Origin of the sequence: Nocardia vaccinii NBRC 15922 (genome assembly GCF_001613305.1) — a bacterium.
GTDB classification, from domain to species: Bacteria; Actinomycetota; Actinomycetes; order Mycobacteriales; family Mycobacteriaceae; genus Nocardia; species Nocardia vaccinii.
In genome coordinates this window covers 1-13,202 of sequence record NZ_BDCC01000070.1, presented here as the reverse complement: position 1 = coordinate 13,202, position 13,202 = coordinate 1, and the positions used below count along the sequence as shown (strand labels likewise).

The 13,202-nt window shown below is 67.3% G+C and carries 17 protein-coding genes; 14 read left to right on the top strand and 3 right to left on the bottom strand.

The features are described 5' to 3' along the window. Positions 1–6: 6 nt before the first annotated feature. Entirely contained in the window at positions 7–705 is a 699-nt protein-coding gene (locus tag NV1_RS35460) for a PAS and ANTAR domain-containing protein (protein ID WP_245714091.1), read from the top strand. A gap of 5 nt (positions 706–710) precedes the next feature. Here the strand turns inward: NV1_RS35460 and NV1_RS35455 are convergent, their stop codons facing one another. Further along, positions 711–1,154 carry an ATP-binding protein gene (locus NV1_RS35455; RefSeq protein WP_067901878.1) on the bottom strand — a complete coding sequence of 148 codons (444 nt, stop codon included), beginning with the start codon at positions 1,152–1,154 and terminating at the stop codon, positions 711–713. Further along, positions 1,151–1,333, bottom strand: coding sequence for a hypothetical protein (locus NV1_RS35450; protein WP_067901875.1), 183 nt, complete (start codon positions 1,331–1,333; stop codon positions 1,151–1,153). Before NV1_RS35450 ends, NV1_RS35455 begins: the two co-directional genes overlap by 4 nt. A 178-nt stretch (positions 1,334–1,511) precedes the next feature. Here NV1_RS35450 and NV1_RS35445 point away from each other — a divergent pair, with 178 nt between their 5' ends. After that, complete coding sequence (locus tag NV1_RS35445) at positions 1,512–1,739, top strand: deoxyribodipyrimidine photolyase (protein WP_067901872.1); 228 nt, start codon at positions 1,512–1,514, stop codon at positions 1,737–1,739. Positions 1,740–2,057: 318 nt separating this feature from the next. Then, positions 2,058–2,891 (top strand): enoyl-CoA hydratase/isomerase family protein, encoded by an 834-nt coding sequence (locus NV1_RS35440; RefSeq protein WP_373864691.1) that lies wholly within the window; start codon positions 2,058–2,060, stop codon positions 2,889–2,891. A gap of 28 nt (positions 2,892–2,919) precedes the next feature. On the opposite strand, the gene NV1_RS35435 is transcribed toward NV1_RS35440, so the two are convergent. After that, positions 2,920–3,534 carry a TetR/AcrR family transcriptional regulator gene (locus NV1_RS35435; protein WP_067901868.1) on the bottom strand — a complete coding sequence of 205 codons (615 nt, stop codon included), beginning with the start codon at positions 3,532–3,534 and terminating at the stop codon, positions 2,920–2,922. A gap of 189 nt (positions 3,535–3,723) precedes the next feature. Between NV1_RS35435 and NV1_RS35430 the strand changes: the two genes are divergently transcribed. The 11 genes from NV1_RS35430 (at position 3,724) to NV1_RS35380 (ending at position 13,197) form a co-directional block, all read left to right on the top strand. Beyond that, complete coding sequence (locus NV1_RS35430) at positions 3,724–3,993, top strand: hypothetical protein (RefSeq protein ID WP_067901865.1); 270 nt, start codon at positions 3,724–3,726, stop codon at positions 3,991–3,993. 217 nt (positions 3,994–4,210) lie between these two features. Beyond that, positions 4,211–5,422: a CaiB/BaiF CoA transferase family protein gene (locus tag NV1_RS35425; protein WP_067901863.1), complete on the top strand. Its 1,212-nt coding sequence runs from the start codon at positions 4,211–4,213 to the stop codon at positions 5,420–5,422. Continuing rightward, positions 5,419–5,847, top strand: coding sequence for a Zn-ribbon domain-containing OB-fold protein (locus NV1_RS35420; protein WP_067901861.1), 429 nt, complete (start codon positions 5,419–5,421; stop codon positions 5,845–5,847). Before NV1_RS35425 ends, NV1_RS35420 begins: the two co-directional genes overlap by 4 nt. Then, positions 5,844–7,040: a thiolase family protein gene (locus tag NV1_RS35415; RefSeq protein WP_067901859.1), complete on the top strand. Its 1,197-nt coding sequence runs from the start codon at positions 5,844–5,846 to the stop codon at positions 7,038–7,040. Before NV1_RS35420 ends, NV1_RS35415 begins: the two co-directional genes overlap by 4 nt. 31 nt (positions 7,041–7,071) lie before the next feature. Continuing rightward, positions 7,072–8,541 carry an aldehyde dehydrogenase family protein gene (locus NV1_RS35410; protein ID WP_067901858.1) on the top strand — a complete coding sequence of 490 codons (1,470 nt, stop codon included), beginning with the start codon at positions 7,072–7,074 and terminating at the stop codon, positions 8,539–8,541. 26 nt (positions 8,542–8,567) lie between these two features. Then, positions 8,568–9,773, top strand: coding sequence for an amidohydrolase family protein (locus NV1_RS35405; protein ID WP_067901994.1), 1,206 nt, complete (start codon positions 8,568–8,570; stop codon positions 9,771–9,773). A 1-nt stretch (position 9,774) separates the two neighbouring features. After that, positions 9,775–10,002, top strand: coding sequence for a ferredoxin (locus NV1_RS35400; protein WP_067901856.1), 228 nt, complete (start codon positions 9,775–9,777; stop codon positions 10,000–10,002). After that, the gene (locus NV1_RS35395) at positions 9,999–10,778 is read left to right on the top strand and encodes an SDR family NAD(P)-dependent oxidoreductase (RefSeq protein WP_067901854.1); all 780 of its coding nucleotides are present in this window, start codon (positions 9,999–10,001) and stop codon (positions 10,776–10,778) included. Before NV1_RS35400 ends, NV1_RS35395 begins: the two co-directional genes overlap by 4 nt. A gap of 4 nt (positions 10,779–10,782) precedes the next feature. After that, on the top strand, positions 10,783–12,030 hold the full coding sequence (locus NV1_RS35390) for a cytochrome P450 (protein ID WP_067901851.1): 1,248 nt from the start codon (positions 10,783–10,785) through the stop codon (positions 12,028–12,030). Positions 12,031–12,067: 37 nt separating this feature from the next. After that, complete coding sequence (locus NV1_RS35385) at positions 12,068–12,502, top strand: nitroreductase family deazaflavin-dependent oxidoreductase (RefSeq protein ID WP_067901849.1); 435 nt, start codon at positions 12,068–12,070, stop codon at positions 12,500–12,502. 14 nt (positions 12,503–12,516) lie between these two features. Next, positions 12,517–13,197 carry a TetR/AcrR family transcriptional regulator gene (locus NV1_RS35380; protein ID WP_067901846.1) on the top strand — a complete coding sequence of 227 codons (681 nt, stop codon included), beginning with the start codon at positions 12,517–12,519 and terminating at the stop codon, positions 13,195–13,197. Positions 13,198–13,202 lie beyond the last annotated feature (5 nt).

Sequence of the window (13,202 nt, the reverse complement as noted above, 5' to 3'; positions counted from 1 at the left end):
ATTGCGGTGATCGATAGTGAACAGTTCGAGCCACACCTCGTGACAGCGCTCGGCAGTGTGATGAGCAACGAGGCGTGTTCCGAAGCGGGCGAGTTCCGATTCTCGCTCGCACAGCATCGGTGGGAATGGTCCGACGAGTTGGCGCGGATGTTCGGCTACGAGCCCGGCGCCGTCGAGCCGACCACCGAACTGCTTGTCTCACACCAGCATCCGGACGATCGGGCCGATCTCGAGGCGGTGTTGGAGAAGGTCGTGACCTGTGGCGACCCGTTCTCCAGCCGACACCGCATCATCGATACCGGCGGGGCGGTGCACGAGGTCGTCGTCATCGGCGAATACGAGACCGATGACGAGGGCACGGTGATCGGCACGACGGGGTACTTCGTCGATCTCACTGATGCCATCGAGCAGGAGCGCAACGAGGCCCTCAGCGAGGCTCTGCCCGAGGTGATCGCCGCGCGCGCGCCGATCGAGCAGGCCAAGGGCGTGCTCGTCCTGGTCTACGACCTCAGTCCGGAACAGGCCTTCGCGGTGCTGAAATGGCGCTCACAGCAGACCAACACCAAACTGCGCGATCTGGCCGTCCGGTTGGTCGAGGAGGCCCGGAGCCTGAACCCGAACACCCCTGGTCTGCGTACGAGGTTCGACCACGTGCTGCTCACGGTGCACGAGCGCATCGATCGGATGCAGGCTGCCGCCGAGTAAACCGGTCAGGCGCCGAAACGGGCGGAGCCCTCGCGGCCGCCCCGTTCCGGGATGCGCACTCGCATCTCCACGACCGTGCCGGTGTCCCCGGTGCGTATCTCGACGTCCGGGACGACCGCGCGGATGATCGCCATCCCCCGTCCGCGCATCTGGTCCGGCTCCGGGTCCTGCGGCTTCCACCGCCCGTGATCGGCGACGACGATGTGCAGCCGGTCCCCCTCGACACGGCCGGTCAGCGAGACGGGACCGCCGTCGCCGCGGTGGCCGTGTTCGACGGCGTTGGTACACGCCTCGTCCACGGCCAGCAGCAGATCGGCGATCCGGCTCTCGTCCATCGAGATCCGGACGAGCCACGAACGCACCGCGCCGCGGACCTGGCCGAGCCGGTCCGGCACGGCCGCGAAGTTCAGTTCCAGTGACGGCGTTCGGCGCAGGTTGGTTACTGTCATACGGCCAGGTCGGCCTTCGGCAACGGGGTTATGCGGACGGGCTTGTCCACCGGCTTCTCGCCCCGGAACACAGTCATGATCCTGCGTCGGTAACTCCACGCCACCGCACCGTAGGCAAGGATGACCGTCGCCGCCAGGCTTCCCAACACGACAACGATCAGCGAAACCAACGACGCCACGACATTTCCTCCTGTTGCGGCTGCGACCTGCTTTCGCGCCGCGTCTTCGAACGGACCTCACGGCAATATCCCGTCCGGTAGGGGTCAAACGGCCGTTTGCGACGGGAGTTGCGGGGTATCTGCTTTCCTGCCGCCGAGCGGTGACAAAGACCGCGCGGCACGAATGAGAGGAACGGCGATGACAACGCTACTGTCGGCTGTGCAAACCCACCCCGAAGCCGCCGGTTTCATTCTGCGCGGAATCAAGGGCGTCTTCGTGGCCATCGGCAGCATCCTGGCCGCGATCATCTGCGGCGCGATCGCCGGATTCAAGGGACGCAACCCGCTCGGCTGGGGAATTCTCGGCCTGTTCTTCAGCATCCTGACCCTGATCGTGGTCATCGTCATCCCCAGCAAGAAATCCTGACCGCACGCCGGACCGGCGGAAATACCGAGAGCACTCCCGCGGCCGCTGGGCCGGCACATCCGGGCACCGGGCGATCTCGTACGGCGGTAGCGAGAAGCCTTGCCGGGCAATCGCTGCCGCGCCCAGCCGGATCGCCTTCGGCGAATCGAGCCGAAGCATCCCGGGATACGCGCGAGAATACTATTCTCAGCTATCGGGAATGATACTGCCGCGAACGGAGTGGGTTGAAGTGACCAGCGACGCCGATCCGACCTTTCGAGATCATGCTCGCATTCCGCGAAGCGCAGACATGACCCAGCGCCCAGCGAAGGAGACATGGTGACGGAAAGCCCTGCCGCACAACAGGACCCGCGACCACCGCAGGGCGATTGGCTGGGCACGCCGTATCTGCGGTTCACGCGAGAGGGGCCGTTCGGGGTCTGCACGCTGGATCGTCCCGAGGCGCGCAACGCGATGACCCCGGCGATGTACTTCGGCATCAAGTACGCGGTGAATCACGTCGGTTCCGATCCGGATCTGGCCGGGCTGCTGATCACCGGCACGGGCGACGTCTTCGCACCCGGCGGCGATATGGGTGGCGGCGGCAGCGACAACTGGATGAGTTTCGGTTCGGCGCTGGGCATGGACGCACTACCCTTCGAAACCTTGCGCCAATCCACGAAACCGGTGGTGGCGGCAGTGAACGGACTGTGCCAGGGCGGCGGACTGCAAATCGCGCTGTGTGCCGATATGACCGTGGTCAGCGACCGCGCGACCTTCCGGGTACCCGAGCTCTACCGCGGGATAGCCGATACGTACTACAGCCAGATGCTGGCCAGGCTGATCGGACCGGTGCGCACCCGCGACCTGATGTTCACCGGCCGCACTCTGACCGCGCACGAGGCGCTGGACTGGGGCATGGTCGCCCGCGTCGTCCCGCACGAGGACCTTCCCGAGGCCGCCCGCGAGGTCCTCGCGCAGTGTTGTCGCACCGCGCCGGACGCGCGGGCGGCGATCAAGTCCAGTCTGGACAACTATCTGGGCCTCTACGACCGGATCGGCATGCAGGCGAGTCTTCGCAAACCCGAAGCGGCCGAAGGGTTCCGAGCCTTCAAGGAACGCCGCTCACCGGAGTGGGTGCACCCCGCGCTGCGACTCGACGGGCGGCTGTGACCGCCCGGCGCCCGATTCGCGGCGCCGCTCAGCGCGGGTCCGCAGGGGCGAGCTCGCGCGCGAGCGCCCGGGCGTAGTCCCGGAATACCCGATCCAGCGAGATCGAGGGATCCAGCAACCAGGTGGTTTCCATTCCGCTGAGAAATGCGACCACCTCGACGGCCTTCACCGCCGGATCCACATCCGCGCGGAACCGGCCGCTGCGCTGGCCGCGCCGAATACCCTCGGCGATGACCTCGACACCCGCACGATGCCGCTCGAGCAACCGGCCGCGCAACGGCGCGTCCGGGTCGAGGTTCTCCGCCAGCAGCACGGTGTACATGCCGATCAGCTGGGGCGCGCGGCGAAACCGCTCGACCACGTTCTCGATCTCCGCGATCACGTCACCGCCCAGATCCGCATGCCGCTCGTCGTCCACGTCGCGCGCGTCGAGCACCGCCTGCAGCAGTTGATCCTTGGACTCGAAGTGGTGCAACAGTCCCGCACGGGTGACCCCCGCCTTCTCGGCGATCTGCGCGAGCGTGGTGTTTCGCCAGCCGTAGCGGGTAAGCAGGCGCTGTGCGACCACCAGAATTCGCGAACGCCGCTGTTCCCCCTTGGCCAGCAACGTCTGATAAGGCCGGGAAGGCGCGTGACCGGGCACGGGACTCCTTAGCTCGGCGAACTTACCGACTCAACAGTAGGTCTACCGCGCGAGCGCCACAAGGTGCACGCACTATCGCTCACGAGAATGCGGACACAGAGCAGCGAGAACGCTATTCTCAATAATATAGAGTGCAATATCACCGCTGATACGGACAAACTTCACCCCAGCACCCGCCCGGGAGTTCCCATGACCACCGTCGAAATCCCTTCGTCGCCACAACACGGCGGCGACCGCCCGCACCCGCCCGGCGCACCGATCCACTCCACGGTCACCGAGATCCTCGACTACTTCGGCAAATGCCCGCGCTGCGGATATCCCGCCGGCGCGGCGCATCTCGCGCACACCTACGCGGACGGCAGCACCGATTCGGAAACCATCGCCACCTGCGCCCAACCGTGCGGCTGGCAGGGCCCGGCGATCGGCACCCGAATGACCCCCGCGCACAGACGCCGATAGCCCGAGCGAGGCCGAAAGCTCCTCTCGGCCAGGACAATCCGCACACGCGGCAGCAGCATTGCACGGACCGCATCCGGCGGCACCCCGGCCCACGGGACGCATCGAACCCGTGGGCTTTCCGCTACCTGCATCTTTAGAGTTTCGCTTCCATCAAACGAGAGTCATGTTCTACTCTCGATGAGAACATGGTTCTATCGTCACTCGGTGGAGGTGGTTCGTGGACTCCGATGCGTTCACGGGGATCAGGGTCGTCGAACTCGCGCAGTGGGTGTTCGTTCCGGTGGCCGGGGCGCTGCTCGCGGATTGGGGCGCGGACGTCATCCGCATCGAGCGGCCCACCGGAGATCCGTATCGCCGACTCGCCACCCAGCGCATCGGATCGGACAGCGATGGCGTGAATCTGTCCGTGGCACTGGCGAATCGGGGTAAGCGATCGATGTCGATCGATCTGGGCACCGAGCGCGGACGCGAACTGCTGCACGAGTTGCTGGCCACCGCCGACGTATTCCTCACCAACTTCCGGCCGGGCGCGCTGGAGCGACTCGGACTCGACGCCGAACGGCTCACCGCCGGGTATCCCCGGTTGGTGTACGCCCGCGGTCACGGGTTCGGGGTGCGCGGTCCCGGGGCGGACAAACCGGGTTACGACTCCTCGGCGTTCTGGGCGCAGGGCGGTGTGGCACATGTGCTCACCCCGCCCGAGCGCGATCACCCGATCAGTCAGCGCGGTGCGATGGGCGACCGAAACGGCGCTGTGGCACTGGGATTCGGCATCTCCGCGGCACTGCTGCGCCGCGAACGCACCGGCCGCGGCGGCATCGTGGACGTCTCGCTGCTGGCCGGCGCGATGTGGATGCTGTCCTCCGATGTCCTCGCCGCGCTGTCGGGCAATCGGCCGCGGGCGGTCTCCGGCCGGGGCGGCTCGGTGAACCCGCTGGTCGGCAGCTATCGCACCAAGGATGGGCGGCATATCCAGCTTGTCTTCCTCGAATCCGATCGCTACTGGGCCGATTTCTGCCGGTTGATCGGCCGCGAGGAACTCATCGACGATCCGCGCTTCGTCGATTTGGCCGCTCGCGGCGCCAATCTCGCGGACTGCGTGGCCGAGCTGGAGGCCGAATTCGCCGGGCGGACCTTCCAGGAGTGGAAGGATCTGCTCGCGGGCCTGGACGCGCCCTGGGCGCCGGTGCAGGCCGTGGAGGAGTTGCTCGACGACCCGCAGGTGCAGGCCAATCAGTACCTGGGCCGGGTGGAACTCGAGGACGGGCGGTCCTATTCCCTGCCCACCGGACCGGTGCAATTCGACGAACAGCCCCCGCGGCTGCGCCGCGCACCGGAACACGGCGAGCACACCGAACAGTGCCTGCTCGACCTCGGCTATTCCTGGGACCAGATCACCGAACTCAAGAACGCCGGGGTGATCCCGTGACGCGCCCGGCGCCGGTCCCGGACGAGTCCTCCGCCGAATACTGGGCCGCGGCCGCCCGGCACGAACTGGTCATCCCCCGCTGTGCACGTTGCGATGCGTATTCCCTTCCGCCCGAGGCGATCTGCCACCACTGCGGGTCGACCACGCCGGACTTCCGCTTCGAGCGGGTCAGCGGAGACGGCACGATCCGGTCCTGGACGACGGTGCATCGAGCGACGCTGACGGGATTCGCCGCTGAGGTGCCGTACCTGCTCGTCGACGTCGAACTCGCCGAACAACGCAATCTGCGAATGCTCGGCCGCCTGCTGGATGGACCGAACAGCGTTGTACACCAGGGTGATTCGGTGCACGTCGCCTTCGAGGACATCGCCGCGGACGTCGCGGTACCCGCATTCGTCCTGGCCGCCGGACCGGAACTCCGATGACCGGCCGATTCCGTGCGGGCGGCGCGGTGGCCGTCGCCGGGTTCGCGCACAGCGCGGTGCGGCGGCATTTCGACCGGACGCTGGGCGCGGTCGCCATCGATACCGCACGGGCGGCGATCGCCGATGCCGGTCTGCGAGTGGCGGACATCGACGGATTCGTCGCTGCCGCATTGTTTCCCACCGCCGGAGCGCACGCGGTCCAGGATGGGCGCAGCACCGTGACCGCCGGATGGCTGGCCCAGCACATCGGCTCGGATCCACGTTATGTCGCGGGATTCCAGGGCATCGGCCAGATGTCCGGCTCGGTTGCCACGGCGGTCAACGCGATCGCCGCCGGCGCCGCGGATTACGTTGTGCTGCACCGCGCCCTGCACAATCCGGCCGGCGGCTACCACGACAACCCGGTGACCGCGATCGCCGGTGCGCAGCAGTGGACCGCACCGCAGGGGTACAGCGGCCCGCTGTCGATGATCGGGTTGCCCTACACCGAATATCTGCAGCGCTACCAGGCCGATCCGGCGGCCATGGCGAACGTCGTCGTGGAGGCTCACCGGAACGGGGCCGAGCTGCCCTGGTCGTACTGGTACCAGCGACCGATCACCGTCGACGACTATCTCGCCGCGCCGATGATCAGCGATCCGGTACGCCGCCTGGATTGCGATATTCCGGTCGACGGCGTGGCCGCGTTCGTGCTGACCTCGGCCGAACGCGCCCGCGATCTGCCGCATCCCCCGGTATACATCGCGGGATATGCCGGAAGCGGGCCGACCCCGCCTCGCCTGCCGGCGCATTGGCCGTTGGACGACATCATGGCCGGGGGCGCTGCCACCGCGCGACGGCTCTGGGAGGCAACCGGACTCGGCCCCGGCGACGTGGATCTGCCGCAGCTGTACGACGGCTTCTCACCTCTCGTCTACTTCTGGCTGGAGTCGCTCGGTCTGTGCCCGGTCGGCGAGGCGCACCGGTTCGTCCAGGACGGCGGCATCGACTCCGCCACGGGCCTGCCGGTGCTGTCCGGCGGCGGCGCCCTCGGCACGGGACGAATGCACGGTATCCCGCAGATGCTCGAGTGCTATCTGCAACTGTCCGGACGCGCGGGTGCCCGGCAGCGCGCCGCCGCGAGGGTCGGCCTGGCCTGTCAGTCCTCCCCGCACTACGGCGGCGCGGTGCTCTACACCAGCGAGCCGCTATGACCCTGCGCGGCAACGACGAAGGAGATCCGAAATGGCCATGATCCTCGCCGAGCGGCGATCGTATGTGGCCGGTCGATGGGTGACGGGGGAGACTCCCTTCGCCGTCGAGAATCCGGCCGATGAATCCGTGGTCATCGAATTGCCGACCACACCGGTCGCCGAGATCGAACGCGCCGTCACCGAGGCCAGGCGATCATTCGACGGCGGCGTGTGGGCCCAGGCCACAGCGGCCGAGCGCGCACGTGTCCTGCGCACTTTCCTGGACCGGCTCGAACAGGACCGCGACGCACTGGTCGCGACCATGGTCGCCGAGGCCGGGCAGCCGCTCGCATTCGCCGAACGATCCCAGTTTCTCGCCGGAATCACGTTGGCGCGCAACACCATCGAGTTGTACCTGGCGATGCCCGAGGAGCGGGCCAACCCGGTTCCGGTGGACGAGCTGACCCGCGGCCGGGTCGCACTGAGCATCCGCCGGTACGAACCCGTGGGCGTGGTCACCGCGATCACGCCCTACAACGCGGCGTTCATCATGGCATTGCAGAAGATCGTCCCCGCGTTGCTCACCGGCAATTCGGTGATCCTGCGGCCGAGTCCGCTCACCCCGATCTCCTCGTTGATCTTCGGCGCCGCAGCCGAGGCGGCCGGACTGCCGCCGGGAGTTTTCAGCGTCGTCGTCGAGTCCGGCTCCACGGGTGCGGAATTGCTCACGAGTCATCCTGCGGTGGACATGGTCTCGTTCACCGGCTCGACCACCGTCGGAGCCGTGATCGCCAGGCAGGCCGCACCGACGATCAAGCGGGTGGCGTTGGAACTCGGCGGTAAATCCGCCCAGATATACCTGCCCGACGCGGTGGCGCGAGCCGGTGCCGGAGCGGCCGCGGTGGTGGGCGGGACGGCGGGCCAAGCGTGCGTGGCGGCCACCCGGATGCTGGTACCGCGCGAGGTCAAAGATGAAGTGGTCGAGACTGTTTCGAAGGTATATGCCGGGCTGCGGGTCGGCCCGCCGACCGATCCGGCGACCGCGCTCGGCCCGGTGATCAGCGCGGCCCAGCGAGAACGCTGCGAGCGCGTGATCGCCCGGGCGATCACGGCGGGCGCGACGCTCGCCCAGGGCGGCGGCCGCCCCGCCGAATTCGACCGCGGCTATTACCTGCAACCGACCGTGCTGGATGTGCCCGACAATGCCAATCCCGCTGCGCAGGAGGAGATCTTCGGCCCGGTGCTGTCGGTGATCGGCTACCGCGACATCGATGACGCGGTAGCGATCGCCAACGACAGTCGCTACGGATTGTCCGGCCAGGTGTACGGGGCCGACCCCGCCGCCGCGACGGCCGTAGCTCGGCGGCTGCGCACCGGCGCGGTCAACGTCAACACCGCCGTGTTCAGCGCGTACGCGCCGAGCGGCGGTTACAAGCACAGCGGCCTGGGCCGCGAGCGGGGCCCGGACGGTATCCGGGCCTTCCAGGAAGTCAAACATCTGGCCATCGGCGAATTCCGGTGACCGCCACCGCATCCGAAGGAGGAACCATGTCCGATCTGTCCCTCGACTGGTTGATCTCGGTCGACGACCACATTCTCGAGCCCGGCAACCTGTGGGTGGATCGGGTTCCACACGCGGACCGCGAGCGCGCGCCACATCTGGAGGTCGGCGACGACGGCATCGACTTCTGGACCTACGACGGCAAGCGCTTCCCCAGCTCGGGCCTGAGCGCGGTGGCCGGGAAGTCGAAGGAGGAGTTCAGCCCGAAACCGTTGTCCTACAGCGAGATGCGCGCGGGGTGCTATGACGCGAAGGCTCGCGTCGAAGATATGAATCGCGCGGGAATCCTCGCCTCCCTGTGCTTCCCGACGGTCACCCGGTTCTGCGGCCAGCTCTTCTCCGAGGGCAGTGATCGCGAGTTCGGCCTGGTCTGCCTGAAGGCGTACAACGACTGGATGATCGAGGAGTGGTGCGGCGCGGCGCCCGGCCGCTACATTCCGCTGGTGTTGATCCCGCTGTGGGATCCGAAACTCGCCGCCGCCGAACTCGAACGCTGCGCCGGCAAGGGCGCGACCACGTTCGCGTTCTCGGAAAACCCCGCGCCCCTGGGACTTCCGACGATCCACGACCCCAACGGCTACTGGGATCCGGTGATGGCCGCCGCCAACGATCTGCAGATGGTCGTCTCGATGCATGTCGGGTCGTCGTCGACCGTGCCGCAGATCTCCCCCGACGCGCCGTTCCTGGCCAATCTCGCCTGGGGTGCCACCCGCACCTCGGGGGCCATGTTGTCCTGGCTGTTCAGCGGCATGTTCCAGCGTTACCCGCAACTCGAGATCGCCCTGTCCGAGGGTGAGATCGGCTGGATGCCGTACTTCCTCGAACGCGCCGAGCAGGTGCTGGACAAGCAGCGGCACTGGGTGAAGAAGGGCGTCCGGTTCGGTGAGCACGCCGCCAGCCACCACGTCGACCTGGACACCCTCGACATTCGAAGCACGTTCCGGGAGCACGTCTTCGGCTGTTTCATCGAGGACGTCCACGGCATCGCCAGTATCGATGTGATCGGCGAGGACAACATCATGTGCGAGACCGACTATCCGCATTCGGATTCCACCTGGCCGGACTGCATCCAGAGCGTGCGACGCGTCATCGCGCACCTGCCCGAGCAGACGCAGTACAAGATCCTGCGCGGCAATGCCGAACGGCTGTACCGCTTCACCCCGGCCGAACCTCCGGTTCTCGCCGGAGTCTGAGGTGAGGGACTGGACGGTCCGGGTCGACCGGACCGCCTGCATCGGGTGCGGGGTCTGCCTGGACTACGCACCGAGCAGCTTCACCCATGACGACGACGGCCAGGCCGTGCTGCGCGAACCGCCGGGCGATGAGCTCGACCGGGTCCGGCAGGCGGTGGGCGCATGCCCCACCGGCGCTTTGCAATTGATAACCGGCGGCACGCCGAATGACGAGAGTGAATTCGAATGACGTTCGAAGGTAAGGGTGTGGTCGTCACCGGCGCCGGGTCCGGTGTGGGGGCGGCCTCGGCGTTACGGTTCGCCGCCGAGGGCGCCCGCGTGCTGTGCGCGGACATCCGGCGCGAATCGGCCGAGGAGACCGCGCAGAAGATCCGGAAGTCCGGTGGCACAGCCGTTCCCATCGCCTGCGATGTCGCCCACGAGGACGAGGTCGAGGCGTTGATCACCGCGGCGGTCGAGCACTTCGGCCACTTGGACGTGGTGTACAACAACGTCGGCGTGCCGACGCCGCGGCTGGGCTCGAAGCTCGAGGACCACTCGGCACAGGATTTCCAGCGGCTGTTCGCGATCAATGTCGGCGGGGTGTTCTTCGGCTCCAAACACGCTGTGGCACAGTTCAAGCGGCAGGGCGACGGCGGCGTTGTGCTCAATACCGGTTCGGTCGCGGGAATGGTGGCCTGGGGCGGTGCGGTGTACGCCGCGACCAAGGGCGCGGTCCATCAGCTGACCAAGGCCGTGGCGATCGAAGGCGCGCCGTTCGGCATCCGCGCCAATGCGATCTGTCCGGCCGGTATGCCGTTCACGAGGTTCATGGCGGCCGGGGGCCTGGGCGAGGATCCCGAGACGGTCGCCCGCGCGGCCGAGAGCACCGCGGCCAATCATCCGCTGGGCCGCCCGATCACCGCGGAGGACTGTGCCGAGGCCGCGGTATTCCTGGCATCCGAACGCGCCGCGAACATCACCGGCATCCTCCTGCCGGTCGACGGCGGATATGTGGCGAGGTGAGAGCATGTCTGCCACAACACGATTGGACCGAGACCGAGTCCGCGAGCTGTTCGATCTGCGCGGTTCCTACCTCGTACAGACCGGCGGCGACTACGAGGACGACCCCTATCCGGTCTGGCATCGGCTCCGAACGCGGGCCCCGGTCCAACCGGGCACGGTGCACGAGCTGACCGGCTACCCCCGCCAGGCGTATTTCCACGGGCTACCGGAACCGGATCGGGAGCACTTCTCCGCGTTCGGTTTCGCGGCCTGCGATTCGGCCTATCGCAATCCGGAGGTGTTCGTCTCCTCCCCGCATCCGGTGGACCCCAACCAGGGGCCGGTGAGCGCGACGAACAGTTTGCTCGCCATGAGCGGCGCACAGCACCGGAGATATCGGGCGCTGGTGCAGCCGTCCTTCATGCCCTCGAAGGCGGGCTGGTGGACCAGCCACTGGATCGAGCAGACCGTCCACGATCTCATCGACGGCATCATCGATGCGGGCCGCGCGGAACTCAACGTGGATTTCTGCGCCGCCATCCCGGTTCTCACCATCACCGGCAGCTTCGGCGTTCCGGTCGAACAGGCACTGGAGATCCGGGCCGCGACGCGGCAACCGGAGCAGGTCGTCGAGCTGATCCGGCCGCTCATCGCGGCACGAAGGGAATCCCCGGGTGACGATCTGCTCAGCGTCCTGGTCCGAGCCGAACTCCCGGATGAGGACGGTGCGGCCAAGCGGCTCACCGATGCCGAAATCCATTCGTTCGCAGTGCTGTTGCTGACCGCGGGGTCGGGCACCACCTGGAAACAGATGGGCATAGTGCTGACCGCACTGCTGCAACGGCCGGAGATCCTGGCAGCGGTCAGAGCCGATCGCACACTACTGCGCCCGGCGATCGACGAGGCGTTGCGCTGGCAGCCGACCGATCCGATGTTCTCTCGGTATGTCATGCGCGACACCAACTTCCACGGCGTTCATCTGCCCGAGGGCGCGGTGCTGCATCTGGCCATCGGCGCGGCCAATCGCGATCCGGCGCGCTGGCCGGATCCGGACGTCTACGACATCACCCGAAAACCGCGGCCCTCCTTCGCATTCGGCAGTGGTGCGCACGCCTGTCTGGGTATGCACGTGGCCAAGGCGGAGATGGCGACCGGGATCGGCGCACTGTTGGACCGGCTGCCGAATCTGCGTCCGGACCCCGACGCCCCGCCGCCCCGCGTCATCGGCCTGTACGAGCGGGGCGCGACCGAAATTCCCGTGCTGTTCGGCTGACCACACGACCCTGCTGACCACACGATCCGGAGGCACAATGCCCGAATCCGCTTACCGACCGCCCGACATCACCTTGCGTGGGGACGAACATGTGGCCCGGTACCAGGAGACCGACGGCGAGGTCGGCTACACCTGGAACGGTGTTCCGATCCTGCTGCTGACCACGACCGGACGCAAGAGCGGCGCCCGCCGCACCTCGGCGCTCATCTACGGCCGGGACGGCGAGGACTACCTCGTGGTCGCCTCGATGGGTGGCGCACCGCGTCATCCGTCCTGGTACCTCAACCTGCGGGCGCACCCCGATGCCGAGATCCAGGTCAAGGCCGAGCACCTGTCCGTCCGCGCGCGGACCGCCACCGGCGAACAACACCGTCGGCTGTGGGGCCTCGTCACGGCATACTGGCCGAACTACGACGTTTACCAGGAACGCACCCAGCGGGTGATACCGGTCGTCACGCTCAGCCCCGTCTGAAAGGCAGGTCCGCAGTGGTCACATCGGATTCTCCGGTCACGCACGAAACCCCGGCATGGGCCGATCGCGCCGCGGCGCGATCACGGTCGGTACAACGTTCGCGCATCCGCAGTATCGAGCAGGCGCAGACGATCGTCGCCGCGGCCCGCCGCCTGCTCGAGACCGAAGGATCCGGTTTCACCACCCAGCAGTTGTCCAAGGAGGCGGGCATCGCCCTGCAAACCTTCTACCGGCATTTCGCGAGCAAGGATCAACTGCTGCTGGCCGTCTTCGAGGACTTCCTGATCGAGGCATCGACCAGGCTCGCCGAGGCGGCTCGGGAATTGCCGGATCCGTTGTCCCGCTTGCGGTTCTACATCTCCTCCGCACTGCATTCGCTGGACGGCACCCAGGGCGCCGCGCCGCGTTTCATCACCGCCGAACACTGGCGGCTGTACCAGCTCTTCCCCACCGAGATGGCCGGGGCCAACCAGTCTTTCGCGGATCTCATCGAGCAGGAACTGCGCAACGCCACGCGGGAGAATCTGTTGCACAGCGCCGACCCCGCCGCCGACGCGTGGCTTGCCACCAAACTCGTCATGTCGGTGTACCACCACTACGCGTTCGCGCCCTCGGCCGTGGACACCGGCGAAATCGGCGAACGCCTGTGGTCCTTCTGTCTGGCCGCCTTCGGCGGTCAGCGCCCCGACAGGTGACTATC

Coding starts and splice junctions, on each gene's coding strand:
- NV1_RS35410 (WP_067901858.1), top strand. CDS start 7,072: ATGGCCATGATCCTCGCCGAGCGGCGATCGTATGTGGCCGGTCGATGG.
- NV1_RS35385 (WP_067901849.1), top strand. CDS start 12,068: ATGCCCGAATCCGCTTACCGACCGCCCGACATCACCTTGCGTGGGGAC.
- NV1_RS35390 (WP_067901851.1), top strand. CDS start 10,783: ATGTCTGCCACAACACGATTGGACCGAGACCGAGTCCGCGAGCTGTTC.
- NV1_RS35445 (WP_067901872.1), top strand. CDS start 1,512: ATGACAACGCTACTGTCGGCTGTGCAAACCCACCCCGAAGCCGCCGGT.
- NV1_RS35395 (WP_067901854.1), top strand. CDS start 9,999: ATGACGTTCGAAGGTAAGGGTGTGGTCGTCACCGGCGCCGGGTCCGGT.
- NV1_RS35430 (WP_067901865.1), top strand. CDS start 3,724: ATGACCACCGTCGAAATCCCTTCGTCGCCACAACACGGCGGCGACCGC.
- NV1_RS35405 (WP_067901994.1), top strand. CDS start 8,568: ATGTCCGATCTGTCCCTCGACTGGTTGATCTCGGTCGACGACCACATT.
- NV1_RS35455 (WP_067901878.1), bottom strand. CDS start 1,154: ATGACAGTAACCAACCTGCGCCGAACGCCGTCACTGGAACTGAACTTC.
- NV1_RS35415 (WP_067901859.1), top strand. CDS start 5,844: ATGACCGGCCGATTCCGTGCGGGCGGCGCGGTGGCCGTCGCCGGGTTC.